21 protein-coding genes are annotated in these 23,843 nt (G+C 68.4%); 4 read left to right on the forward strand and 17 right to left on the reverse strand.

Going from position 1 to position 23,843, the window contains the following annotated elements:
* Positions 1-242: 242 nt before the first annotated feature.
* From AC06FA_RS14740 to ttcA, 3 genes are read right to left on the reverse strand one after another with little or no spacing between them, the layout of a single operon-like run.
* Positions 243-1,022 (reverse strand): M48 family metallopeptidase, encoded by a 780-nt coding sequence (locus AC06FA_RS14740; protein ID WP_478068963.1) that lies wholly within the window; start codon positions 1,020-1,022, stop codon positions 243-245.
* Positions 1,023-1,081: 59 nt separating this feature from the next.
* Entirely contained in the window at positions 1,082-1,987 is a 906-nt protein-coding gene (locus tag AC06FA_RS14745) for a recombination-associated protein RdgC (RefSeq protein WP_108747982.1), read from the reverse strand.
* 38 nt (positions 1,988-2,025) lie between these two features.
* Positions 2,026-2,913: a tRNA 2-thiocytidine(32) synthetase TtcA gene (ttcA, locus tag AC06FA_RS14750; protein ID WP_478068964.1), complete on the reverse strand. Its 888-nt coding sequence runs from the start codon at positions 2,911-2,913 to the stop codon at positions 2,026-2,028.
* A gap of 91 nt (positions 2,914-3,004) precedes the next feature.
* Here ttcA and AC06FA_RS14755 point away from each other — a divergent pair, with 91 nt between their 5' ends.
* Entirely contained in the window at positions 3,005-3,208 is a 204-nt protein-coding gene (locus AC06FA_RS14755; RefSeq protein WP_079224582.1) for a YdcH family protein, read from the forward strand.
* A gap of 269 nt (positions 3,209-3,477) precedes the next feature.
* On the opposite strand, the gene plsB is transcribed toward AC06FA_RS14755, so the two are convergent.
* The 5 genes from plsB to AC06FA_RS14780 all read right to left on the reverse strand — a co-directional run bounded on the left by plsB (position 3,478) and on the right by AC06FA_RS14780 (position 10,072).
* On the reverse strand, positions 3,478-6,114 hold the full coding sequence (plsB, locus tag AC06FA_RS14760; RefSeq protein WP_478068965.1) for a glycerol-3-phosphate 1-O-acyltransferase PlsB: 2,637 nt from the start codon (positions 6,112-6,114) through the stop codon (positions 3,478-3,480).
* Complete coding sequence (locus tag AC06FA_RS14765) at positions 6,114-7,070, reverse strand: hypothetical protein (protein WP_478068966.1); 957 nt, start codon at positions 7,068-7,070, stop codon at positions 6,114-6,116. Before AC06FA_RS14765 ends, plsB begins: the two co-directional genes overlap by 1 nt.
* Positions 7,071-7,387: 317 nt before the next feature.
* Complete coding sequence (locus AC06FA_RS14770) at positions 7,388-8,209, reverse strand: S1 family serine peptidase (RefSeq protein WP_478068967.1); 822 nt, start codon at positions 8,207-8,209, stop codon at positions 7,388-7,390.
* A 217-nt stretch (positions 8,210-8,426) separates the two neighbouring features.
* A complete protein-coding gene (pyrF, locus tag AC06FA_RS14775) occupies positions 8,427-9,152 on the reverse strand; it encodes an orotidine-5'-phosphate decarboxylase (RefSeq protein WP_478068968.1) in 726 nt (241 codons plus the stop codon).
* The gene (locus AC06FA_RS14780) at positions 9,149-10,072 is read right to left on the reverse strand and encodes a 5'-nucleotidase, lipoprotein e(P4) family (RefSeq protein ID WP_478068969.1); all 924 of its coding nucleotides are present in this window, start codon (positions 10,070-10,072) and stop codon (positions 9,149-9,151) included. The genes pyrF and AC06FA_RS14780 overlap by 4 nt, the downstream gene beginning before the upstream one ends.
* Before the next feature lie 101 nt (positions 10,073-10,173).
* Here AC06FA_RS14780 and AC06FA_RS14785 point away from each other — a divergent pair, with 101 nt between their 5' ends.
* Positions 10,174-10,827 carry a YceH family protein gene (locus AC06FA_RS14785; protein ID WP_478068970.1) on the forward strand — a complete coding sequence of 218 codons (654 nt, stop codon included), beginning with the start codon at positions 10,174-10,176 and terminating at the stop codon, positions 10,825-10,827.
* Positions 10,828-10,911: 84 nt separating this feature from the next.
* Here the strand turns inward: AC06FA_RS14785 and AC06FA_RS14790 are convergent, their stop codons facing one another.
* On the reverse strand, positions 10,912-11,439 hold the full coding sequence (locus AC06FA_RS14790) for a GNAT family N-acetyltransferase (protein WP_478068971.1): 528 nt from the start codon (positions 11,437-11,439) through the stop codon (positions 10,912-10,914).
* 92 nt (positions 11,440-11,531) lie between these two features.
* Positions 11,532-13,508: a UvrD-helicase domain-containing protein gene (locus AC06FA_RS14795; RefSeq protein ID WP_478068972.1), complete on the reverse strand. Its 1,977-nt coding sequence runs from the start codon at positions 13,506-13,508 to the stop codon at positions 11,532-11,534.
* Between the two features lie 101 nt (positions 13,509-13,609).
* Between AC06FA_RS14795 and AC06FA_RS14800 the strand changes: the two genes are divergently transcribed.
* Positions 13,610-14,230 (forward strand): thymidine kinase, encoded by a 621-nt coding sequence (locus AC06FA_RS14800; protein WP_478068973.1) that lies wholly within the window; start codon positions 13,610-13,612, stop codon positions 14,228-14,230.
* A gap of 618 nt (positions 14,231-14,848) precedes the next feature.
* Here AC06FA_RS14800 and AC06FA_RS14805 read toward each other — a convergent pair.
* The 7 genes from AC06FA_RS14805 to AC06FA_RS14835 all read right to left on the reverse strand — a co-directional run bounded on the left by AC06FA_RS14805 (position 14,849) and on the right by AC06FA_RS14835 (position 22,709).
* Positions 14,849-16,453 carry an OpgD/OpgG family glucan biosynthesis protein gene (locus AC06FA_RS14805; protein WP_478068974.1) on the reverse strand — a complete coding sequence of 535 codons (1,605 nt, stop codon included), beginning with the start codon at positions 16,451-16,453 and terminating at the stop codon, positions 14,849-14,851.
* A gap of 48 nt (positions 16,454-16,501) precedes the next feature.
* Entirely contained in the window at positions 16,502-18,967 is a 2,466-nt protein-coding gene (locus AC06FA_RS14810) for a serine/threonine-protein kinase (protein WP_478068975.1), read from the reverse strand.
* Between the two features lie 22 nt (positions 18,968-18,989).
* Positions 18,990-19,556: an ECF-type sigma factor gene (locus tag AC06FA_RS14815; RefSeq protein WP_312706398.1), complete on the reverse strand. Its 567-nt coding sequence runs from the start codon at positions 19,554-19,556 to the stop codon at positions 18,990-18,992.
* 67 nt (positions 19,557-19,623) lie between these two features.
* Positions 19,624-20,436 carry a bifunctional DNA-formamidopyrimidine glycosylase/DNA-(apurinic or apyrimidinic site) lyase gene (gene mutM / locus AC06FA_RS14820; protein WP_478068976.1) on the reverse strand — a complete coding sequence of 271 codons (813 nt, stop codon included), beginning with the start codon at positions 20,434-20,436 and terminating at the stop codon, positions 19,624-19,626.
* A 46-nt stretch (positions 20,437-20,482) separates the two neighbouring features.
* Positions 20,483-21,133 (reverse strand): hypothetical protein, encoded by a 651-nt coding sequence (locus AC06FA_RS14825; protein ID WP_478068977.1) that lies wholly within the window; start codon positions 21,131-21,133, stop codon positions 20,483-20,485.
* 44 nt (positions 21,134-21,177) lie between these two features.
* Positions 21,178-21,510 (reverse strand): EF-hand domain-containing protein, encoded by a 333-nt coding sequence (locus tag AC06FA_RS14830; RefSeq protein WP_478068978.1) that lies wholly within the window; start codon positions 21,508-21,510, stop codon positions 21,178-21,180.
* On the reverse strand, positions 21,507-22,709 hold the full coding sequence (locus AC06FA_RS14835) for a DesA family fatty acid desaturase (protein ID WP_478068979.1): 1,203 nt from the start codon (positions 22,707-22,709) through the stop codon (positions 21,507-21,509). Before AC06FA_RS14835 ends, AC06FA_RS14830 begins: the two co-directional genes overlap by 4 nt.
* Before the next feature lie 188 nt (positions 22,710-22,897).
* On the opposite strand from AC06FA_RS14835, the gene AC06FA_RS14840 reads away from it, so the two are divergent.
* Entirely contained in the window at positions 22,898-23,683 is a 786-nt protein-coding gene (locus AC06FA_RS14840) for an ABC transporter ATP-binding protein (protein ID WP_478068987.1), read from the forward strand.
* Positions 23,684-23,843 lie beyond the last annotated feature (160 nt).

A 23,843-nucleotide genomic window follows, 5' to 3' on the forward strand; every position in this document is an offset into this window, starting at 1 on the left:
CGTTGGGCGACCGCAGCGGCAAAGCGCACGGCCTCGTAGAGTCGAGCTTGCTCGACTGAGCGCGAAGCTGGAACGAAGAGCCGTCGAGCAAGCTCGACGCTACACGAGCTGGCGCAGCGTGGCCTTGAGTCGGCGGCCTTCCAGCTGGAAGTAAACGCAGGTGGCCGCGCGTTGGGCGACCGCAGCGGCAAAACGCACGGCCCCTTGATGCTGGAACGAAGAGCCGTCGAGCAAGCTCGACGCTACAAGAGCTGGCGCAGCATGGCCTTCAATCGGCGGCCTTCCAGCTGGAAGTAATCGCGCTGCTCGCGCCAGTCGGGGAAGCGCTGTTCCACTTCCTGCCAGAACGCGGGTGAGTGGTTGGCCTGGATCAGGTGGCAGAGCTCATGCACCAGCACGTACTCGAACGCCTGCGGGCGACCCAGCACCAGGGCCAGGTCCAGCGCCATGCTGCCGTCGGGCGCCAGCGAGCCCCATTGCGAGGACATCACCTTCAGACGCACGCGGCTGGGCGCGCGTGGCAGGCCCGGCAGGTACTTCGGCAGCCAGCGACCAACATCGGCGCGGGTCTGTGCTTCATAGAACTCGCGCAGCAGGCGGCGCAGGGTGGCATCGCCGGCACGGGTCGGCCACTGCACGCAGGCGCCGTGCTCATCGATCTCCAGCCGCGCGTAGCGGCCTTCCTGCCAGCGCACCGGCAGCAGTTCGCCGCGCAGCGGCAGCTCGCCGGCTTCACCGGGCTGCAGCGGCGCCGGCAGGCCGTTGTCCTGGTAGACGCGCAACTGCAGGGCCAACCAGTCGCGGTGCTGTTCCAGGAAGCGCTCGCCCATCACTAGGCTGGCGCGCGGCGGCAGGGTCAGGCGCGCACCGCGCTCGTCCACGCTCAACTTGATGCGGCGGGCACGCGGGTCGCGCACGCGCAACACCTCGATCTCGGCATCTTCCAGGCGCAGGCGCACGGTGTCGCGCTGCACGGTGGCGGGCGGGGTCGTGCCGATCAGGCGGCGCAGCAGGCGGCTCATGTGCCCAGCATAGCGCCGTGCGCGCCCGCCGGATGACCGGCGGCCGACGGGGTGCCTGTTCAGTCAGCCTTGCTGAGCTTGAAGGCCTCTTCCAGCAGCAGGAACAGGCGGCGGATCTCGGCGCTCTGCAGGGCGAAACGGGCGTCGAACTCGGCACGGCGGCCGTCTTCGTCGGCATGTTCCAGCTGGTCCAGGGCGCCATCGAGGAACTTCAGCTTGCGCACGATCAGGTCGTCGCCGATCACGAAGGACAGGTTGTCCTCGAAGATCAGCGCCAGCTTGGTCACCTGCTTGCCCGCGTCCAGGTGCTTGTCGATCTCATCGCAGCGCAGTTCCTGGTGCTGGCACTTGACCACCGCGCCGCCTTCCACCGGGTCCTTCATCTCGCACTCTTCGCCCAGGCTCAGGCCCGTCGGCAGCGGTTCGCCGGCGATCCAACCGGTCAGGATCGAGCGCGGCGCGACTTCGGCGTTCAGCGGCATGGCCGGGAAGCTGCCCAGCAGGCCGCGGATGTCGGACATGAAGTATTCGCCGGTCTTGCGGCTGGACGTATCCACGACCACGTAGCCGTGCTGCAGGTCGATGAACGCGTCATTGCGCGAGGACTTCACGAAGGCGCGCGGCAGCAGCTCGTGCAGCAGGTCGTCCTTCATGCGCTTGCGCTCACGGCCACCGGGGCGGCGGCCTTCCTTTTCCTCGATCTCTTCCAGCTTGCGCTCCAGCAGATCGTTCACCACCGCTGCCGGCAGGATCTTGTCCTCGCCGCCCACGGTCAGCCACAGGTGATCGGCGATGCGGTGCGACAGCTGCTCTTTTTCCTCGCGGCCGAACGGCGAGATGAAGCCGCGCGAGTTCATTTCCAGCGCACCCACCGGCTTGAGCAGGGCGTGCGGCAACAGGGTGTCGACTTCGGAAAAATCGGTGGCGGTCGGGAAGCGGAAGAACGTCAGGTTGCGAAAGAACATGGAATTCCGGAAGGCAAAGGGAGAAAAGGTGGACCCGCTCAGGCGGCGGAGGTCGGTGCAGTTGCGTGGTCCTCGGGCGGTGGCATGTCAGTGCCACGGCCCAGGGCCATGAAATCAAACAGGGTGGTATCGGCCAGTTGCGAGGGATGCACCTGGCCCATGGCGCGGGCGATCTGGTCCACGCGGCCGGGGTGGTCGATGTCCCACTGCTTCAGCATCAGGCCGACCTGGCGGCGCTGCAGGTTTTCCTGGCTGCCGCACAGGTTGCAGGGAATGATCGGGAACTGGCGTGCCTGCGCGTAGGCGGCGATGTCGTGCTCGCGCACGTAGGCCAGCGGGCGGATCACTACATGGCGGCCATCGTCGCTGCGCAGCTTCGGTGGCATGCCGGACAGCTTGGCGTGGTGGAACAGGTTCATGAAGAAGGTGGCCACCATGTCATCGCGGTGGTGGCCCAGCGCGATGCGGGTGAAGCCGTGCCGTTCGGCATGCGCATACAGCGCGCCGCGGCGCAGGCGCGAGCACAGCGAACACATCGTGCGGCCTTCGGGAATGACCCGGCTGACCACCGAATAGGTGTCCTGTTCGATGATCTGGTACGCCACCCCCAGGCGGGCCAGGTACTCCGGCAGCACGTGTTCGGGGAAGTCCGGCTGCTTCTGGTCCAGGTTCACCGCCACCAGCTCGAACGGTACCGGTGCCTTCTTCTGCAGCTGCAGCAGCATGTCCAGCAGGGTGTAGCTGTCCTTGCCGCCGGACAGGCAGACCATGACCTTGTCGCCGGCGCCGATCATGCCGAAATCGGCGATGGCCTGGCCGACCTGGCGGCGCAGCCGCTGGCCCAGCGCGTCCTGCCCACGCCCGGCCACGCGCGGCTCGCGCACTGCGCGCGGCACCGGGTCGGGAAGGGAGATCACAGCACTCATGTGCTCCATTCTAACGGCTTGCGGCCGGCCCGAAGGGGGGTCGGAATTCCCCTCTCCCGGTCGTCATCGTCGCTGTGTATGCTCGCAGACTGTGGACACCTACAGCCCCGCCGAGATCGTTGAACGCCTGGTCGCCCTGCGCGCCGAACACCGCGTGCTGGATGAACAGATCACCCGCATGGCGGCCAACGGCGAGGACGAACTGGAATCCAAGCGCCTGAAGCGGCGCAAGCTGCAGTTGAAGGACTGCATCGCCAAGCTGGAGAGCCTGCAGATTCCCGACGAACCGGCGTGATGGGCGGTTCGGGCAGGTGCCAACCGTGGTTGGCCTCTTGCCTTGGTAGGTGCCAACCTTGGTTGGCACGGGTCGAGGATGTGCGGACCAAGGTCCGCACCTACCCATTCCCGCCGGCCTTGGTAGGTGCCAACCTTGGTTGGCACGGGTCGAGGATGTGCGGACCAAGGTCCGCACCTACCCATTCCTGCCGGCCCTGGTAGGTGCCAACCTTGGTTGGCACGGTACCCATGCGGTTTCCATTCGCCAGGCACGGCCCGGCGCTACCTTCAGGCTTGCGGGGTCGGCTCGTCCGGGCGCGCCGCTTCCGGACTGACTCGTTCAATGGTGTGGCGCAGCTCGCGGCCCAGGATGAACTTGGCGTCCTTGGCCCAGGCATCCAGCCGCTGGTCGAACACCAGCTTGCTGTTTTCATCGGGCCAGACCAGGCGCAGCTCGCGCAGCTTCTGGATGAAGCCGCGGAACAGGGTTTTGTCGAAGAACTCGGGCGCGGCCGGTGCGTACAGCAGGCTCAGGCGCTGCGCCGCCTGCTGGCACAGGCTTTCCAGTTCCGCAGTACCCAGCACGCCCGGGCCGTTCTTCACCAACACCGAAATGGTGATGTAGTAGCGCTCGAACGCCTGCTGCAGCGAATGGCCGATCGCGCGCAGGCGGAACACCTCGTCGGTCTGGCCGGTGTTGCGCGCCAGGATGCCGCCGTCATCGTCGTTGATGTTCTGCAGCAGGCCTTCGCGCACGAACACGTCGATGGTCTGCTCGATGCGCTGGGCGAATTCATCTTCGCTCCAGGGCAGGAACAGCTCGGCCTGCAGGAACGGGTACACCGTGCGGCCCAGCTGGACCAGGCCGGTGCGGCTCATGCGGCGGTTGTTCTGGAAGCAGCAGGCCACCCAGGACGATGCGGTGAACAGGTGCAGCACGTTGTTGCGGAAGTAGCTCAGCAGCACCGCAGTGTCGCCACTGACACTGAGCACGTCACCCAGCGGGTGCTTGATGCGGGTCAGGACGTTGATTTCCTCGGCGTGGGCGATGATGCGCTCCGGCGAGTGCGGGGTCACCGTCACCCGGTCCGAATACGGCATTTCGACCAGCAGGGTCTTGCACAGCTCGATCTGCGCGATCAGGTCGGCCTCGCCCATCGCGTGCTTGGGCGTGGACAGCAGGGCCAGCGCCAGCAGGTTGATCGGGTTGACGTCGGCGGCACCGTTGATGCGCACCTGGATGCGTTCGGCCAGGGTGTCGACCGTGCTGGACAGCCAACTCGGCTTCTCGTCTTCCGAGACGGCCTCGCCGTTCCATTCCGGTGCCTTCTCGGCCAGCACGTCGTTCAACGCGATGGGTTCGCCGAAGTTCACCACCACCTGGCCGTAGTTCTGCTTCAGCACCTTGGGGATGCCCCACAGCAGCTGCCAGATCGATTCCTTTTCCTTCGGCCGCCCGGACAGTTCATCCAGGTAGCTGCCGCCTTCCATCAGCTTTTCATAGCCGATGTACACCGGCTGGAACAGCACCGGCTTGCGCGGCTGGCGCAGGAACGCGCGCAGGGTCATCGAAATCATGCCGCCCTTGGGCTGCAGCAGGCGCCCGGTACGCGAACGGCCGCCCTCGACGAAGTACTCGATGGAATAGCCGCCGGCCACCAGCTGCGCCACGTATTCACTCAGCACCGCCGAATACAGCGCGTTGCCACGGATCGAACGGCGGATGAAGAACGCGCCGCCCTTGCGCAGCAGGGTGCCGACCACCGGCAGGTTCAGGTTGATGCCGGCCACGATGTGCGGCGGCACGATGCCACGGTCGTACAGCAGGTAGGACAGCAGCAGGTAGTCCATGTGGCTGCGGTGGCTGGGCACGTACACCACTTCGTGGCCCGGCGCGGCCGCCTTGAACTTGTCCAGGTGGTGCACCAGCACGCCCGCATAGATGCGGTTCCACACGTGGCTGAGCATGAAGCTGGCCGAACGCACCACCGGGCTGGAATAGTCGGCGGCGATTTCCCAGGCGTAGGCATGCGCCTTCTTCCACGCCTCGGCAGGCTTGGAGTTGTCGCGCTTGGCCTGGGCGGCAATGGCTTCGCGCACCGTTTCGGCGGCCAGCACCTGGTCCACCAGCAGGCGGCGGGTGGACAGGTCGGGACCGATCACCGATTCACGGATGCGGCGGAAGTGGGTGCGCAGCACGCGCTGCAGCTTGCGCACCGTGCGCTCGGGCTCCAGGCCTTCGTCCACGGTGGAGCGCAGCGAGATCGGCGGGGCGAAGCGCACGATGGTGCTGCGGCCGTTCAGCAGCAGGCCCAGCAGGCGGCGGAAACGGCCCACCAGTGCCCAGTTTTCCGAGAACAGCACCGCGAACCAGCCACTCTGCTTGTCCGGCGCGCGGCCCACGAAGATCGAGACCGGCACCAGGTGCACGTCCAGATCGTCGCGCACGCGATGCGCCTGCAGCACCTTGGCCAGCGAATCGGAATGGGTCTTGGCCCCGCGCTGCTCGGGAATGAGCGAGTTGCTGGAGCTGCGCCGTGACAGCGCCAGATAGGCGCGCTTGCGGCCGGTCGGGTCACCGGCCAGCGGCACCAGCGGCGACGGCAGGCCGGCCTGGCGGCAGGCCTTGTCCAGGATCAGCGCATTGGACAGGCCGTAGTCTTCCAGCACGTAGACCACCGGGCGGCCATCGTTGTATTGGCCCGGGTCTTCCGGTTCGATCTTCAGCGACAGCCACGGTTCCACCAGCCGGCCCAGCAGACGGGCCCACAGCGGGCGGCGGCCTGCCGGACGCGCAGCCACGGGCGGCGGCACCGGGTTGGGGCCGGTGCCGGTCGAGGGGGACGCCGGCACAGCATCGGCGGGCGTCGTCTGGGATTCTTCGCCGGGGAACGGCAGCGGGTTCTGTTTCGACATCGGCGCCATTATGGCTTAGGCGGCGGCATTGCCGCTTCCCCACCACCCTCCGCAGCGGTGCTGGGGGCGGGTGCGACGGCCGCGCGCGCGGCATCGGCCTTGCGCAGCAGGGCGTCGGTGTCGGCCAGGGTACGGGTCAGGTACCAGTGGCCTTCGCGCCGGCTGAGGGGCAACTGCAGGGTCAGGGTGCTTCCGGCCAGTTCGTAGGTCATGCGGACCAGCGCGTTGTCGCCCTGCACCGACAGCAGCTCGCCCTGCACGCTGCGCAGCGCCTCGTCCACGCCCAACCCATAGCTGGCCAGCACGGCCTTCAGGGTGTGGATGAACGGCGCCAGCTGCTGCAGGCTGCCTTCCATGCCGGCCGCACGCAGGCCGTCCTCGTCGCCGAAGCCGACCTTGCCGGCGGCACCGACCAGCGCGCTGATGGTGCTGCGCGCCCGCGCACGATCGCTGATGGGGGCACTCTGCGCCCACGCCGCCAGGGTCTGCACCAGTTGCACGTAGTGGGCCTGCTGGCTGGGCGTGTAGCCCTTCTGGTGCTGCAGGTACTGCACCCCGAAGTTGCCCATCGACTGCGCCGCCTGGCGCACCGCGCTGGCCTGGCCGGCCAGCTGGCGGTCGAAGCTGCGCTGCAGCCGCGGGCCGGCATCGGGCTCGCGCAGCGCCGACAGCATCGGCAGCAACTGGTCGCCCAACGGCAGTTCGGTCAGCGGCCACTGGCTGTGGCCCTCGTCCCAGGCCTGTTGCAGCCGCTGGTACTGGCTGGGGGGCACGGCCAGCTTCGCGTAGCCCACCAGGTCATCTTCGGCCAGGCGCTGGGCCATGGCCTGTACCGCCGCGACCGGCTCGGCCGCAGGGGCAGCCACGTCCGGGCTGGACTCACGACAGGCCGCCACCGCCAGCAGCAGCGCCAGCAGCCCCCAATGACGCGCCGAACTTCGTTGCACTGCCCTTGCCACGCTCATGCATTCGGACTCCCCGGACCGGTCCGCATCTTGCGGCCTGCGAGGTGACAGCGGCAAGCCGCGTGGTCACGGTTTCCCGCGCAGCCCGTGGGCGGCCTCGTTCTGCCGCCCGGCGGAAGGGCGCTGCCCCGGCTGCGCTGGCGTACAAAAAAAAGAGCCCGGATCACAGGGATCGCAGGCTCTTCAAGCCGGCACAAGGCCGGAGGACAAGGTGTCGCACGGTTCCGGCACGAGGCCGGATGGCGGCGATGCTACGCCGACCTTCAAGTTCAGGCAATACTTCATGTAACACAAGTTAAATAATTGATTTTATTGGCTCAATCCTTCTGCCAGACCGCTTCAATGAAATCCACGGCATGTTTTTCGGCGATTCGGGCATAAACGCCGGGGTAGTCGGCCAATGCGCAGCCCTCGCCCCAGCTGACAACGCCGAACTGGGTCCAGCCTGCGCGCAGGCGCAGCAGCAAGGGGCCGCCGGAATCGCCCTGGCAGCTGTCCATGCCTTCGCGACCGGCACAGATGACCTTGCCGCGCGAAAGCTCGCCGGCATAGGCCTGCTGGCATTCGGCGAAGGGCACGAACGGCACCTGCACGGCCTGCAGGTGGGTGGGGAAGGCATCGACCCCGCTTTCGGTCGTGCCCCAGCCGATGACCGTGAAGTCGCGGCCGGCCTTGAGGTAGCTGGCGTCCGGGCGCAGCCGCAACTGCACCGGTTCGGCATCGGCCAGGGGCGCGTCCAGCTGGATCAGGGCCACGTCGTGTTCCAGCGAATTGCCGCTGTTGAACGCCGGGTGCACGTGCAGGGCGCGCACGTTCGAGGGTCGCGGGCGGGCGTCGGTGGACAGCGCCGTGGCGCCGCCCAGCACCGCCAGCGACGCAGGGTGCGCGTTCTGCAGGCAATGGGCCGCGGTCAGCACCCAGGTGGGTGAGATCAGCGTGCCGCCGCAGAAGTGACGGTCATGGTCCGTATCGCCGTAGGACAGCCCCTGCAGGCTGACGATGAACGGGTACTGCCCGGGCTGGGCGTTTTCGCCGCCGATGATGCGTGGCGTCTGCCGCGGCACGGGGGCGGCTGCGGCGGTGACGGTAGCGGTAGCGGCCAGCAGGCCGACGAGCAACAGCAGAGGATTGCGATCCATATCTGTGTACTCCCTTCTTCATGAGTGGACCGGCCTGGCCGAGACCCTGCCGGTACATCGATTGGGAAGGACACACGGCGCGGGGCAGCGCCAACCCGCGCACACTTTCCGCCGTTGGGGAGCAATACGACAGCGCCACCGGCACAAATGCGAACGCCACCCCACAGCGGGTGGGATGGCGTTCGGGTTTCAGCCGTGCGGGGCGTCGCCGCCCGACTCAGCGGGCGGCCAGAGCCGACACGATTTCCTGCTGGATGGCGCGGGCGGCGGACTGCGGGTCGGCCGCCAGCCGGATCGGGCGCCCCACCACGATGGCGTCAGCGCCATCGGCGAAGGCCTGGGCCACCCCGACCGTGCGCTTCTGGTCATCCCCCACCGGGCCACCGGGACGAATGCCCGGGCAGACGATCGAGAACCCAGCGCCGGTGGCGGCGCGGATCGGAGCGGCTTCCTGGCCCGAGGCGATCACCCCGTCAATGCCGGCAACCTGTGCGGCCAGCGCGCGCTCGACCACGACATCGACCGGCTCGCGGTCGATGCCCATCTGCGCCAGGTCCGGGCGCCCCATCGAGGTCAGCACGGTCACGGCCAGCAGGCGCATGTCGCTGCCGTTGGCGGCCGCGCAGGCCTCCATCATGGCCGGGTGCCAGCCGTGGATGGTGGCGTAGCTGACCGGCCACTGCGACAGGCGCTTGATGACCGCTGCGGCGGTGGCCGGGATGTCGAAGAACTTCAGGTCGACGAACACCCGCTTGTCACGGCGGGCCAGTTCGTCGAGGACCTGGAAATACTCGCCGGAGGCCAGCAGTTCCATGCCGATCTTGTAGAAGGCCACGCTGTCGCCCAGGCGGTCCACCCAGTCCAGCGCCTGCGCGCGGTCGGGTACATCCAGTGCGAAGATCAGGCGCTCGTCATCGCGCAGCGGCAGCGGCGCGCGGCTCACGGTGCGTAATCCAGCGCGGCGCGCTTGGCATCGTGGCGGGCCTGGCGCGACTGGCTGTAGTCGTTGTTGAACTGGGCCGGCTCGAAACCGCCGTAGGTCGGGTTCGGCAGCATCCACCAGCGCTCGCCGAACCAGTCGTGGTACTGCTGCAGCAGCGCATCACGGCCTTCATTGGTGTTGGCGGTCACTTCGACGAAATCGCCCAGCTGGTCGCCGAACTGCATCAGCACGCGGTACTTCTGCCCGGCCAGGCGGCGGCGGCAGTTCTTCTCGCTGCCGGCCTGCTCGCAGCCTTCAACGACGGTGCCCAGGCCCAGGAACACGCTGTCATCGGCCACCGGCAGGCCCTGCTCGCGCAGGTTGGCCAGGGTGGCATCCTTCAGGTGCACGGCGCGGTTGGAGATGTACAGCAGGGTCACGCCCTTGGCATTGGCGGCCTTGGCGAAATCGACCACGCCGGGAATGGCCTTGGCCTTCTTTTCGGCCACCCACTGGTCCCAGCTCAGCTCGTCATATTCCTTGCCATCGCGCACCAGGCGCGCCTGGTAGGGCGAGTTGTCCAGCACGGTTTCATCCAGATCGAGCACCACGGCCGGCTTCAGGCCCTTGGCATCGTTGCCGCGCTCTTCCGGCACCAGCGCATCCCAATGAGCTTCCTTCAGGGCCACATCCAGGTGGTCGGCGGCAGCACGGTAGGTCTGCTCGGTGATCGCCTTGTATTCCTGCGCGCGCTGCATCCACAACACCGCATTGAGGTTGTCATTGGCGGTGGCGTCGCCACCGGCATCGGCCTTGGCGGCGGCGGCCGGAGCCTCCGGGGCAGCGGCTTCAGCGGCAGGCGCATCCACGCGCTTGCAGGCAGACAGGCCCAGCACCGCGGTGGCGAGCAGGGTCACAGACAGGGAAACAGGACGACGCATGGATTCACCGGCAATCAGATATACCGGCGCATTTTACCGGCAAAGGCGGCCCTGGGACGGCTATGCTTGGTGGTTGACCCGTTGCCCCTCCGGAGGCCGCCATGACCGATTCCGCCCAGACCCCCGACGTCCCCCTGCTCGACGCCGTGCAGGCCCGCCTGCTGGGCTGCCTGGTGGAAAAGGAGGCGACCACCCCGGACACCTACCCGCTGACGGTGAACGCCGCGCAGTCGGCCGCCAACCAGAAGACCGCCCGCGAGCCGGTGATGAACGTCGATGCCGGCAGCGTGCAGCATGCGCTGCGCCAGCTGGAAGCGCTGGGCCTGGCGCGCCAGCACTTTTCCTCGCGCGCCGACCGCTACGAGCACCGCCTGCAGGCCGCGCTGGACCTGACCCGGCAGCAGACCGTGCTGCTGGCCCTGCTGCTGCTGCGCGGCCCGCAGACGCTGGGCGAGCTGGTGACGCGCAGCGAGCGCCTGCACCGCTTCGCCGATACCGACGAGGCCCGCCACGCCATTGAACGCCTGCAGCAGCGTGGCCTGCTGCTGGTGCTGCCGCGGGCCAGCGGCCAGCGCGAAGACCGCTACATGCACCTGCTGTGCGGGGAGGTGGATGGCGCGGCCCTGGCGGCGAAGTACGCCGGCAGCGGAAACGCAGGGAGCGACGCGGCCGATCCGGGCCTGGCCGAGCGCGTGGCCCAGCTGGAAACGGCGGTGGCCGAGCTGCAGGCACAGCTGGCCGAACTGCGCGGCTGATGGGGTGGGTGCCGACCGGGGTCGGATCCCGCACCGCGGGCTCTGACCCCATCGCCACCTCAGGTTGCCGGCCAGCGGCCGGCACTACCCGACCTGCGGCGCGCCCGGTGTGGCATACAGGCGGCTGGCCGCGTCCACGCCCGGCAGCTGGATCACCCCGCGCGCTTCCATGCCCAACCCCAGCAGGATGCGCCCGGACGCCGCGTTGTCCAGATCGGTGATGCCGTACAGATCCTCGATGCCCAATCCGGCGCGTGCCTGCGCGAACACCGCCCGCGCCGCCTCGCTGGCATAGCCCTGCCCGCCGAATTCCGACAGCACCGCATAGCCGATATCCGGCCCGGGCAGTCCGTCGCGCCGCACCAGACCGGCATTGCCCAGCCAGGCGCCATCGGACAGGCGCTCGATCGCGTACATGCCAAACCCGTTCAACGCATAGCTGTGCAGCACCCGCAGCGCGATGTACTCGCGCGCCTGCTCCTCGCTGCGCACGTTGCGGTCACCGATGAAGCGCAGGAAGCCGGGATCATTGAGCAGCGCCAGCATTGGCAGCGCATCGCGGTCAGGCTCCAGGGCCCGCAGGCGCAGGCGGTCGCTTTCGATGGGATGCATGCGCAGGCCTCCGTGGACTGAAGGGTTGGACTGGAGGGTCGGATCCCTTCGCGGAGCGAAGGGCTCTGACCCTTGTCAGGACGGTGCGGGGGTCAGTCGAACAGCGCTTCGATCGCAGCCAGGCCCGCGCTGGCGCGCTCTTTCTTGCGCGCCGCATCGGCCACCGGGTCGGCACCGTCGCGCTGGATTTCCTCGGCCGGGATCTCTTCGAAGAACCGGCTCGGCTTCAGGCGTACATGCTCGCCGAACTTGCGGGTCAGCTTGCTGTAGCTCATCCACAACTGGATCTTGGCGCGGGTGATGCCCACGTACAGCAGGCGCCGCTCTTCCTGCAGGTTGCCTTCGTCCAGGCTGACCTGGTGCGGCAGCACGCCGTCCTCACAGCCGACGATGAACACATACGGGAATTCCAGGCCCTTGGAGGCATGCATGGTCATCATGCGCACCTGGTTGCCGCCCTCGTCCTTGTCACTGCGCGACAGCAGCGCCAGCTGGCCGGCCAGATCGGCGGCGGTGGCACCGCGCGGGCCGCCCTCGAACCACTGCGCCAGTTCCTCGATGTTGTTGGCGCGGCGCTGGTAGCTGGCCTCTTCCTTGGCCTGCTGGCGCAGCTCGCTCAGCAGCCCCGACTCCTTGGCCACCTTGCGGATCATGTCGCCGGAGGTGATCTGCCGGGTCTGCGCACGCAGGTCGCGCAGGATGTCGGTGAAGCGCGCCAGGCTGTTGGCCGCGCGCGGTGGCAGCTGCTGCAGCGCACCGATCGCCTCGGCCGCCTGCGCCATCGGCATGTCCTTTTCCTGCGCCAGCTCGGCCAGCTTGGCCAGCGTGCCGGCGCCCACATCGCGCTTGGGCGACTGCACCGCGCGCATGAACGCGGTGTCGTCGTCCGGGTTCACCAGCAGCCGCAGCCAGGCCAGGGTGTCCTTCACTTCCTGGCGCTCCAGGAACATGGTGCCGCCGGTCAGATGGTAGGGAATGCGCAGCAGCTGCATGGCCTTTTCCAGCGGGCGTGACTGGAAGTTGCCACGGAACAGGATGCAGAAATCGCTCCACGGCACCTTGCGCGACTGCGCCACGAAGGCGATCTCGGCGGCGACTTTTTCTGCTTCGTGTTCGCTGTTGCGGCACTCCCACACACGGATGCGCTCTCCGTCGGCCTGGTCGCTCCACAGCTTCTTCAGGTGCTCGTGCGGGTTGTTGGCGATCAGCGCATTGGCCGCGCGCAGCACGCGGTTGGAACAGCGGTAGTTCTGCTCCAGCTTGATGATTTCCAGTGCCGGGTAGTCGCGCCCCATCTGCTGCAGGTTTTCCGGGTTGGCGCCACGCCAGGCGTAGATCGACTGGTCATCGTCACCCACGCAGGTGAAGTTGCCCTTTTCGCCAGCCAGCTGCTTGAGCAGCCGATACTGCGCATCGTTGGTGTCCTGGCATTCGTCCACCAGCAGGTAGCCGATGCGCTCGCGCCAGGCCAGGGCGATCTCCGGGTTTTCTTCCAGGATCTGCACCGGCAGGCGGATCAGGTCATCGAAGTCGACCGCATTGAACGCGGTCAGCCGCAGCTGGTAGCGCTCGTAGACGCTGGCCGCTTCCTTCTCGCGGTTGCTGCGTGCGGCGGCCATCGCCTGTTCGGGCGACAGGCCGGCGTTCTTCGCACGCGACACCAGGTTCTTCATGTCCTCGATGTCATCGGGCTTGGCCCCGGACATCAGGTCCTTGATCTGGGCGGCGGCATCGTCGGCGTCGAAGATCGAGAAACCACGCTTGAGGCCGACGGCCGCGTGTTCGATCTGCAGGAACTTCAGGCCCAGGGCGTGGAAGGTGCAGATGGTCACTTCGTCGGCATCCTGCTCGCGCAGGCGCTTGGCCACACGCTCGCGCATTTCCTTGGCCGACTTGTTGGTGAAGGTGATCGCCGCGATGCGGCGGGCCGGGTAACGGCCACAACCGATCAGGTGGGCGATCTTCTCCACGATCACGCGCGTCTTGCCGCTGCCCGCACCGGCCAGCACCAGCAAAGGGCCTTCGATGTGCAGGACGGCGGCGGCTTGGGGGGGATTGAGACCGTGCATTGGATGAGGATTGTAGCGGTCCCGGGTGACGGCCACAGCCGCCGGCCGGTGGGGATGCTGAACGGCTTCGGCCGACGGGGGCTGCGGCGTACAATCGGCCGATGGCCAAGCTCTATTTCTACTATTCGGCGATGAACGCCGGCAAGACCACCACCCTGCTGCAGAGCGCGCACAACTACCGCGAGCGCGGCATGCGCGTGGCGATCCTGACCCCGCGCCTGGATGACCGCGCCGGCGCCGGCGTGGTGGCCTCGCGCATCGGGCTGCGTGCCGACGGCATGGCCTTCGAGCGCGATTCCGACCTGCAGCAGTGGGTGCAGCAGGATCTGGCAGCCAACGGGCCGCTGGGCTGCGTGCTGGTGGACGAGGCGCAGTTCCTCAGCCGCGCCCAGGTCTGGCAGCTCAGTGAAGTGGTCGACCAGCTGCGCATTCCCGTGCTGTGCTACGGATTGCGTACCGATTTCCGCGGCGAACTGTTCGAGGGCAGCCAGTACCTGCTGGCCTGGGCCGACGAAATGCAGGAAATCAAGACCATCTGCCACAGCGGCAAGAAGGCCACCATGACCGTGCGCGTGGACGAGCACGGGCATGCGGTGCAGGACGGCCCGCAGGTAGAGATCGGCGGCAACGATCGCTACGTGTCCGTCAGCCGTGCCGAGTTCAAGAAGATCACCCGCGGCGAAGGGCGGATCGAACCGGCGCAGGCAGCCCTGCCGTTGTAAGGGGTGGGGTCTTTTGCAGGGCTTGCAGCCCTGCACCTGCTTCGAGCCGAAGCCGAAGCAAGATCAAAGGCGACTCTGGCTTTCTGCTGGTTGGGCGGGGCGGTGTGGGCTTGCAGGACACGCCGTAAACCCGTCCATGGGGGCTCGTAGGCGCCATCCATGGCGCCTGCGGTCCTGCAAGCCCACACCGCCCCACCCCCGACAATTTCCCGCGGCGGTTGGTAGGTGTCGACCTTGGTCGACACATCGGTCAGATATCGAATGAATTCATCCGTGTCGACCAAGGTCGACACCTACCAGAGCAGAACGCCGTTCCGACAGATCGCGGGAAACTGTCGAAGGCGGGGTGGGTCCGGTGGCGGGGGTGTCCGCGGCATGGATGCCGCGGCCAAGCCTACAGGGGTGAGGGCGCTTTGCTTGCGAAGCACTGCTTCGCAAGCGCCCGAACGCACAGCCGCCAGCGGCTGGGCCGGGCCCCGGAGGGGGACTTGCGGAGTCCCCCGGCACCGGACCCACCCCGCCAACCCTCAGGAAACCGGTTTTTGACGGTGCTTCAGTCGAGCATGGCTCGACTCTACAGCGGGTGCAGGGCTGCAAACCCTGCACACCCACCCCAACTCAGTACAGCGTGCGCTCGGGCGCGCCGGCCGGCGGCGGGGTGTACTGGTACAGCCAGGTTTCGGTCAGGGTCTTGCCGCCACTGCGCAGGTACAGACGGATGTCGATCTGCTCGGTGCTGCCCTCCGGCGGCACCAGGTCGAACATGGCACGGTAGCCCTTGATCTCGCGCAGCGGTCGCGCCGAGACGATCTCGACCCGGCCACGGCTGGTTTCCACCACCGCTTCGACGTCGGCCTTGTCGATCAGCGCGGCCAGTTCGCCGCCTTCGAAATCGACCGCGAAGCGCCAGCTGAAGTACTCGCGCTTCTTGCCGATGATGCCGCCCAGGCCGGTGCGGCTGGCCACGCAATGCGCCAGCGGCGGGCGTGCCGGCGGTTCGGCGCCCCAGTACAGGCGGTAACCGATCAGCAGTTCCTGGCCCGCCTGCGGCTTCTCCTTCGGGTTCCAGAACGCCACGATGTTGTCGAAGGTTTCGTCCACGGTGGGAATCTCCACCAGCTGCACCGAGCCTTCGCCCCACTCACCCTTCGGTTCCACCCACAGGCACGGGCGCTTCTCGTAGAACACGCCGTCGTCCTGGTAATGGTCGAAGTTGCGGTCGCGCTGCAGCAGGCCGAAGCCGCGCGGGTTGCGGTCGACGAACATGTTGAAGCGCAGGTTGCGCGGGTTCAGCAGCGGCCGCCAGATCCATTCGCCCGAACCGGTCCACAGCGACAGGCCGTCGGTATCGTGGATTTCCGGGCGCCAGTCCCAGCCCATGCGGCGGTCGTTCTCGCCCACCTGGTACATGCTGGTGCAGGGCGCGATGCCCAGCCGCTCGATCGCCTTGCGCGGGTACAGGGCGCTGTCGATATCCATCAGCAGCACGTCGCCGTTGGTGATCGCAAAGCGGTAAGCACCGGTAACGCTGGGCGAATCGAGCAGGCCATACACCACCAGGGTGTTGGAATCGGCCGCCGGCTGTTCCAGGTAGTAGGCGATGAAATCGGGGAATTCTTCCGGCTTGCCCATGCCGGTGTCGATGGCCAGGCCACGCGCGGACTGGCCGTACTGGCCTTCCTTGCCGACGGCGCGGAAGTAGCTGGCGCCGAGGAAGGCGGCGAAATCGCGGTCGGTGTCGGTGCGGGTGTTCAGGCGGAACCCGGCGAAGCCCAGGTCGGCCGGCAGTTCACCGTTCTTGATGCCGCTCTTGCCGTAGTTGAACGCCGCGCCGTCATAGGCCAGCTCCTGCGCCTTGCCGTCGACCACGTCGAACATGCGCACCGGCGAATGGAAGTACAGGCCCAGGTGGAAGAACTTGGCCTGGAAACGGCCCGGCTGGTCGGCCCACAGGGCGTGGTCCTGGCGGTAGCCGATCGATTGGTACTGGTCCCAGTCCAGCCCTTCCAGACGGCCGGGCAGTACGCGCTTGTGGCTCTTGTACGGCGCCTGCGCCAGCGCGCGGGCCTGGCCCTTCAGGGTGGCGAAATCGAATGGCTGCGGCTGGCCCAGGCGGCGCAGGCCAAGCTGGCCACTCTTGCCGGCCGCGCAGGCAGGCAGGGCGGGCAGACCGAACGCAGCCAGGGCAAGGGAGGCATTGCGGAGGAAATCGCGACGTTGCATGCAGGCGCGGGAGCAAGGGAAAGGTCGGCCATCATAGGCAGACAAACGTTAACGGGCAGCGGAGGTCGCCGGCTGCGGTTCAGTCTGTGCCAGTCCGGCGATGCGCGCGTCCAGCGCCCGCAGGCCCGGGGCCCGTGGACCGCGCTGGGCCAGCAGCAGTTGCCGGGCCTCGGACAACACCTCGCGGGCCTGCGCCGCCTGCCCGGCCTGCTGCAGGGCCTGGCCCTGCGCCAGCAGCGCCTGCGGCAGCAGCGCGGTGTGGTCCGGCTGCCGCCACAGGGCCGCCGCCCGCGCGTAGTGGCCCGCCGCAGCGGCCGCATCACCACTGGCGCTGGCCCACTGGCCCAGGGCGAACTCGCCGTGGCCGATCTCGCGGTGGCTCGGCCCCAGCGCCGCCAGCAGTTGCGCCTGCACGATCCGCAGTTCCTCGCCCGAGCGTTGCAGTTCGCCGCGCTGCAGGGCCAGCAGCGCGCGCGCGCGGCGCACCACCAGCGCTTCCGGGTGGCGGGGTCCCCAGGCTTCCTGGGCGGCCTTCCAGGCCAGTTCAAGCTCGGCCGCCGCGGCGGTCGTTTGCCCTTGTCGGGCCAGTACGTCGCCCAGCTGGCGATGCAGGGCGATCACCTGCGGGCTGCTGGCATCACTGGGTTGCTGCAGCAGCGCCAATGCCTGGCGGTAACCGGCCAACGCCGCCGACAGGTCCCCCGCGGCCGCATCCAACCCGGCCAGATCGGCCAGCGACTCAGCACGCCCGAAGCGCTCGCCGATGCCCTGGTGGCGCAGCGCCAGGGCCTGCGCGAACGACCGTCGTGCTGCTGCGGCGTCGCCCAGCTGGGCCTGGCAGCGGCCCAGCTGGCTGTGGAACTCAGCCACCGATGCGGGCAGCGTGGCGGCCTCGGCGGCGGCCAGCGATTGCAGCGGCAGCAGATGCGCCAGGCATTCACGGTCGCGGCCCAGCATGCGCAGCGCGCGCCCGCGTTGGGTCACCGCCTCCAGCTGCAGCGCGGGCGGCACCGCGTCCACCTGTTGCAGCAGCTGGCGCTGCCGGTCCAGGGTCTGCAGTGCCAACTGGTAATCGCCCAGGCCGATCCGCAGGCGCCCGATCACCCCCTCCAGCTCGGCCAGCGCCAGCGGCTGGTCGGCCAGCTCGGCTTCGCCACGCTGCTGCCCGGCGGCCAGCAGCTGCGGCACGTCGAAATGCCCGTGGCGCTGGCTGGCGGCCTTGTCGAACAGACCCACGGTGAAGTCCTGCATGGCCTGCGCGCGGGCCATTTCCAGCCGCGCCTGACGCGCCTGCCACAGCGCCATCGACGTGGTGCCCAGCAGCCCCAGCACGGCCAGCGACGCCAGCGCGACGCCCCAGCGGTGCCGGCCGACATACTTGCGCACCCGGTAGCCCACGCCAGGAGGGCGCGCCTGGATGGGCTGGCCCTGCAGGAAACGCCGCAGGTCGCCGGCCATCGCCTCGGCCGAGGCGTAGCGCTGCTCGGGGTCCTTCTGCAGGGCTTTTTCCAATACGACATCCAGATCGCCGCGCAGGCGCCGGGCCTGCCGCTGCAGCGCGCGGCGCGGCGCGCCGGGCTGGTCGGCCAGGCGCTGCAGCAGCACCGACGCCCGCGGCGCCTGTACGTCCAGGATCGAGCGCTCCCATTCGGCATCACTGTGCCGGCGCAGGCGGTACGGCTTGTGCCCGGTCACGACTTCGAACAGCACCACGCCCAGCGAGTAGACGTCGGTGAGCGTGGTGACCAGTTCACCGCGCACCTGCTCCGGGGCCGCGTAGTGCAGGGTGAACGCGCGGATCTCGGTGGCCGGGTGCGGGCTGCTGGTGTCGTCGTGGTCCAGCAGCTTGGCGATGCCAAAGTCCAGCAGCTTCACCGTGCCGTCGTCGCGCACCAGGATGTTGGACGGCTTCAGGTCGCGGTGCACCACCAGGTTGGCGTGCGCATGGCTGACCACCGCACAGACCTGCAGCATCAACTGCAGCCGGGCTTCCAGCGGCGGCTGCACGCGGCGGCAGTAATCGCTGATCGGCTCGCCTTCCACGTAGTCCAGGGCCAGGTAGGGCTGGCCGTGCAGGTCCACACCGGCATCCAGCAACTGCGCCAGGTGCGGGTGCTGCAGCCGGGCCAGGATCTGCCGCTCGCGACCGAAGCGCTGCCGCAGGCCCGGGTCGGCCACGCCACTGCGCAGCAGCTTCAGTGCCACCTGGCGCTGGTACAGGCCATCGCAGCGTTCGGCCAGCCAGACCTCGCCCATGCCGCCTTCGCCGAGCGGGCGCAGCAGCCGGTACGGGCCCACCTCACTGCCCGCGCGGCCGGGAGGCGGCGCCGTCCACAGCGGCTGGGCCATGAAATCCTGGCTGTCCGCTTCCTGCTGCAGCAACCGCTCCAGTTCGCGGCCCAGTGCCGGGTCGTGCTCGGTCAGGCGCTGCAGCCGCCGCTGCCGCGCCTGCGGATCCAGTTCCAGCAACTGGTCCAGCCAGGATGAAAGTTCCTGCCAGCGCGCGCTGTCCATCGGCCGGGCCGCGTCGCAGTGCTCAGTCGTCGCGCATGGCGGCCAGCAGGAACAGGCGCGCCTTCTGCCAGTCGCGGCGGATGCTGCGCTCGGAACGCTGGCTCAGTTCGGCAATCTCCTGTTCGGACAGGCCGGCGAAGTAACGCAGTTCCACCACCCGCCCCAGGTGCGCATCCACGGCCTGCAGGCGCTCCAGGGCCACGTCCAGGGCCAGCAGGTCTTCGTCCAGGCGCACGCCGCTGCTGCTGTTCTCGGGAATCTCGGCCACCCGTTTCAGGTCGCCACCGCGCTTGCGTGCCAAGCGGTTGCGCGCGTAGTCCACCACCACGCTGCGCATGGCCGAGGCCGCGTAGGCGAAGAAGTGCGCGCGATCTTCGAAGCGGGCGGCGCCGCGACTGCCCAGCAGCTTCAGGTACGACTCGTGCACCAGCGACGTCGCATCCAGGGTGCGCCCCTGCTGGCCGGCCAGCTGGCGCCGGGCCATGGTGTGCAGTTCCTGGTAGAGCGTGGTCAGCACGCGGTCCAGCGCGGTGCGATCACCGCCACGCGCCGCGTCCAGCCATACGGTGATGTCCGGTCCCTCATCCATCGCCAACGTTCCCCCGCCGGATGTTGGCTGGACTATAGCGCTGCCGGTGTGCAGCGCATGAAGACGTTCAGCGCTGGCAGCGGCTGCACCAGACGCTGGCGCGCTGGCCGATCATGGCGTGCTTCAACGGGCGCCCGCACTGCGGGCACGGCAGGCCATCGCGGCCGTACACCAGCAGTTCCTGCTCGAAGTAGCCCGGGGCACCATCGGGGCTGATGAAATCGCGCAGGGTGGTGCCGCCACGGGTGATCGCATAGCCCAGCGTGTCCTTCACTTCGCGCGCCAGCCGCTGGTAGCGCGCGCGGGAGACCTTGCCGGCCTCGCGCAACGGGCTGATGCCGGCCTTGAACAGGCTTTCGGCCGCGTAGATGTTGCCCACCCCCACCACCACCGCCTGATCCATCAGAAAGGTCTTCACCGGCGCGCTGCGGCCGCGACTGCGTTCGAACAGGTAGTCGCCGCCGAAGACATCGTCCAGTGGCTCCGGGCCCAACCCCTGCAGCAGCGGGTGCACTTCGCCCGCCGGTTGCCACAGCAGGCTGCCGAAGCGGCGCGGATCGTTGAAGCGCAGCAGGCGGCCGTTGTCCAGGCTGACATCCACGTGGTCATGCGCACGCAGCGGCGTGTCGCCGGGCAGCACGCGCAGGCTGCCGGACATGCCCAGGTGCAGCACGGCGCTGCCCACGGCGGTATCCAGCAACAGGTACTTGGCGCGCCGGCGCACGCTGTCGATGCGCTGCCCCGGCAACTGCTCGGCCACGTCCGGCGGGATGGGCCAGCGCAGGTCGGCGCGGCGCAGGATCACCCCGTGCACGCGGCGGCCTTCCAGGTGCGGCGCCAGGCCGCGGCGGGTGGTTTCGACTTCGGGCAGTTCAGGCATGGGCGGATTCTACGCCGCCCCATGCCAAGCCGCCGGGCAGGGCGCCCTACGCGTCGGCGGCGGGCGCTTCGACCAGGAATGCGCCGTCCACCAGCGCGCCGCGGCCGCCCAGGCGCCAGAACGCCAGATACGGCGCGAAGTCGACGGCCGACGGCGCCAAGGGCTGGGCGATGTACCAGCCCAGGTAGAGATCGGAAGCAAGGTGGTACAGCGCCTCGTCCAGTGCGTTCATCTGCGGGCTGTCGAGCGTGCGGGCCTGGCGCACCTCATCGCAGATGACATCGTGCAGGCAAGCCGCTGGGCCCGACCCGCTCCACGCCGCCTGCAGGCGTGCGGGGGATGCTTCGACCACGGGCACCTCGCGCAACGTTGCCTGCAGCGCGGGCTCGCCGGCGACACCGGCCACCCGTGCCAGTTCATCCAGCCAGAGGCGGGCGGCACGCGTTAATGCCTGCCGATCAGCAGGGCCCGCCGGCTGCAGGTACAGGTGATCGCCCCACTGGCCGGCAGCCAGCACGTCCAGCGCGCGCGCCTGTAGTTCATGGGCATGCGGGAAAGCAGCGAACACCGCGGACAGCACGTCCGGATCAGTCACGCCCTGCAGCAGGCCGGAAAAATACCAGTCCTCCTGGTCGCCGCGTCCGGCACAGAATGCCGTCCATTCCTCCATCAGTTCATCGTCGATGCGGTCATCCATGGTGAGGTTTTCCCTTGCAGCGGTACGACCGTCATGATCGCGCATCAGCGCGGCGGTGCGGACAGTTCACGTGCGTCCAGGTAGCCATCGCCGTTGGCATCCTGTTTGTGGAAGCGCTGGATGAGGGTCTGCCGCTGCTGCTCGCGGGTGATCGACCGGCCCTTGCCGCCGGGCAGTTCGTCGGCGGTCAGCACGCCATCGCCGTTGCGGTCCATCTGGTCGAAGGCATACAGCATCCAGTGCACGTACTCCGCTTCGCTCACCCGGCCGTCGCCGTCGCTGTCCATGCGCTGCAGGTAGGTGGCGGTGTCGCTCACCTGGGCCTGCGCGCCGGCCGGGGCCAGTGCGGCCAGCAGCAGCCATCCGATCGGCCTCATGCGCCCACCAGGGTGTAGCCCTTCAGACGCGCGGCGTAGGCCTGCAGCGTGGCGATGCCGCTTTCCTCGGCCTCGCGGCACCAGGCCTGCAGTTGGCGCAGGCGTTCGGCCGCGTCATGGCCGCGGGCTTCCAGCAGCAAGGCCAGGCGCGCGCGGAACTCGACCAGCACGCCGATGCGTGGGCGCTGTGCCACCCAGGCACGCAACTGCGCGCGGCTGTCCGGCTGCAGCCAGCGGCCATCGTTCACCAGACCGCGGCGCAGCCGCCGCGGCAACAGCCGGCGCAGCTTGGCCCCGGCCAGGGCGGCTTCCTCGCGCAGGGCCGGCATGAACACATTGCGCTGGTAATCGGTCATGGCCTGGAAGCGGTGCGACAGCAGCGCCCGCAAGGTGTCCGCATCGGGAACGGCGATGTTCGGCCGCACGTCCATGGCCGGCGCCACGCGCAGTACCTTGGCCAGGCGCAGCGCCTGCAGCAGGCGGATCGCGCTCCAGCCGATGTCGAATTCCCAGCGCCGCATCGCAAACCGCGCCGAGCTGGGGAAGGCATGGTGGTTGTTGTGCAGTTCTTCACCGCCGATCCAGAACGCCCACGGCGTCAGGTTGGTGGAGGTGTCGGACGATTCATAGTTGCGGTAGCCCCACCAGTGGCCCAGGCCGTTGACCACGCCGGCGGCCCAGAACGGTATCCAGGCCATCTGGATCGCCCACAGCGCCACGCCCGGCAGGCCGAACAGCACGGCATTGATGGCCAGCAGCAGGACCGGGCCCAGATTGGCGCGCGGGGTGTACAGATGGCGCTCGATGGCGTCGTCCGGGGTGCCGCGCCCGTACTGCTCGATGTCCGCGCGCTGGCCGCGTGCCTGGCGGTACAGCTCCACGCCATGCCAGAACACCTGGCCAATGCCACGCGTGAGCGGGCTGTGCGGGTCGTCTTCGGTTTCCACCTTGGCGTGGTGCTTGCGGTGGATGGCCACCCATTCGCGGGTGATCATCGAGGTGGTCAACCACAGCCAGAAACGGAACAGGTGGGCCAGCACAGGATGGAAATCCACGCCACGATGGGCCTGGCTGCGATGCAGGTACAGGGTGACCGAGAAGATGGTCAGCTGGGTGAAGACCAGCAGCACCAGCAGCAGCTCCCACCACGTCGGGCCAAGCAGGCCATCGGCCAGCAGGGAGATCAGGGCATCGGGCATGGCGGCTCTCCAGATCGACGCGGGGATGGCAGACATGATGGGCGCTTGCGTTGCAAACTGCACCCTGCGACGGTGATCTTCACCGTCATTCCGTGGCACCGTTCACACGTTGGGGAACCCCGTTGTCGAGTCCTGAACCACGCACCCACGCCCCGGCACCGGCCCTTGCCGGCGAGGCCCTTCCGCCCCTGATCGAACTGGACCATGCCAGCGTGATGCGTGGCCAGGTGAAGGTGCTGCACGCGCTCAGCCTGCGCATCGCCCAGGGCCAGCACACCGCGCTGCTGGGCCCCAATGGCTGTGGCAAATCCACCTTCATCAAGCTGATTACCCGCGAGCTGTACCCGCTGGCCCAGGCCGATGGCCGGGTGGCGGTGAAAGTGCTGGGGCAGAACCGCTGGCAGGTGGACCGGCTGCGCTCGCAGCTGGGCATCGTCACCGGCGACCTGAGCAGCAACCTGGCCGACATGCCCGGGCTGACGGTGGAGCAGGCGGTGCTGTCGGGCTTCTTCGCCAGCTATGTGGTGCCGGCGTTCCGTGAAGTGACCGCCGACATGCGCGAGCGGGTCGGCCAGACCCTGGCCCTGACCGGCGCGTTGGGCCTGCGCGAGCGTGCGTATGCCGAGCTGTCGGCTGGCGAGACCCGCCGCGTGCTGATCGCCCGTGCGCTGGTGAACCGGCCGCAGGCGCTGCTGCTGGATGAACCCTCCACCGGTCTGGACCTGGTGGCGCGGCAGCAGCTGATCGCCACCATGCGCACCCTGGCCCAGCAGGGCATCACCCTGGTGCTGGCTACCCACCATATTGAAGAAGTGATTCCCGAGATCGAGCGCGTGGTGCTGCTGCGCGATGGCCGTGTGCTGGCCGACGGCCCGCGCGATGAACTGCTGCGTGACGAGCCGCTGTCAGCGGTGTTCGGCGGTGCGATCCATGTGGTCGAGCACGAGGGCCGGCTGACCGCGTACGCGGGATGAACCACCGGGGTCGAAACGCGCGACCAGTGAGGGCGGAGGGCGGTAGAGTCGACTGTCAGTCGACTGCTCTTCGTACGGCGCCCGAAAATCCCGCGCTGCGCGCGGTAGTCGGCTAGCGGTAGTCGACTAACAGTCGACTCTACCCCATCCCGGCGTCACC

This window comes from Stenotrophomonas sp. Steno-C17, from assembly GCF_056393165.1.

Bases quoted from the DNA above. Each gene is read 5' to 3' on its own strand.
- AC06FA_RS14830 (WP_478068978.1), bottom strand. From the start codon at position 21,510: ATGAGGCCGATCGGATGGCTGCTGCTGGCCGCACTGGCCCCGGCCGGC.
- AC06FA_RS14805 (WP_478068974.1), bottom strand. From the start codon at position 16,453: ATGCAACGTCGCGATTTCCTCCGCAATGCCTCCCTTGCCCTGGCTGCG.
- AC06FA_RS14740 (WP_478068963.1), bottom strand. From the start codon at position 1,022: ATGAGCCGCCTGCTGCGCCGCCTGATCGGCACGACCCCGCCCGCCACC.
- AC06FA_RS14815 (WP_312706398.1), bottom strand. From the start codon at position 19,556: ATGGATGAGGGACCGGACATCACCGTATGGCTGGACGCGGCGCGTGGC.
- AC06FA_RS14790 (WP_478068971.1), bottom strand. From the start codon at position 11,439: ATGCATCCCATCGAAAGCGACCGCCTGCGCCTGCGGGCCCTGGAGCCT.
- mutM (WP_478068976.1), bottom strand. From the start codon at position 20,436: ATGCCTGAACTGCCCGAAGTCGAAACCACCCGCCGCGGCCTGGCGCCG.
- plsB (WP_478068965.1), bottom strand. From the start codon at position 6,114: ATGGCGCCGATGTCGAAACAGAACCCGCTGCCGTTCCCCGGCGAAGAA.
- AC06FA_RS14745 (WP_108747982.1), bottom strand. From the start codon at position 1,987: ATGTTCTTTCGCAACCTGACGTTCTTCCGCTTCCCGACCGCCACCGAT.
- ttcA (WP_478068964.1), bottom strand. From the start codon at position 2,913: ATGAGTGCTGTGATCTCCCTTCCCGACCCGGTGCCGCGCGCAGTGCGC.
- AC06FA_RS14770 (WP_478068967.1), bottom strand. From the start codon at position 8,209: ATGGATCGCAATCCTCTGCTGTTGCTCGTCGGCCTGCTGGCCGCTACC.
- AC06FA_RS14780 (WP_478068969.1), bottom strand. From the start codon at position 10,072: ATGCGTCGTCCTGTTTCCCTGTCTGTGACCCTGCTCGCCACCGCGGTG.
- AC06FA_RS14825 (WP_478068977.1), bottom strand. From the start codon at position 21,133: ATGGATGACCGCATCGACGATGAACTGATGGAGGAATGGACGGCATTC.
- AC06FA_RS14765 (WP_478068966.1), bottom strand. From the start codon at position 7,070: ATGAGCGTGGCAAGGGCAGTGCAACGAAGTTCGGCGCGTCATTGGGGG.
- AC06FA_RS14835 (WP_478068979.1), bottom strand. From the start codon at position 22,709: ATGCCCGATGCCCTGATCTCCCTGCTGGCCGATGGCCTGCTTGGCCCG.
- AC06FA_RS14810 (WP_478068975.1), bottom strand. From the start codon at position 18,967: ATGGACAGCGCGCGCTGGCAGGAACTTTCATCCTGGCTGGACCAGTTG.
- AC06FA_RS14785 (WP_478068970.1), top strand. From the start codon at position 10,174: ATGACCGATTCCGCCCAGACCCCCGACGTCCCCCTGCTCGACGCCGTG.
- AC06FA_RS14800 (WP_478068973.1), top strand. From the start codon at position 13,610: ATGGCCAAGCTCTATTTCTACTATTCGGCGATGAACGCCGGCAAGACC.
- AC06FA_RS14795 (WP_478068972.1), bottom strand. From the start codon at position 13,508: ATGCACGGTCTCAATCCCCCCCAAGCCGCCGCCGTCCTGCACATCGAA.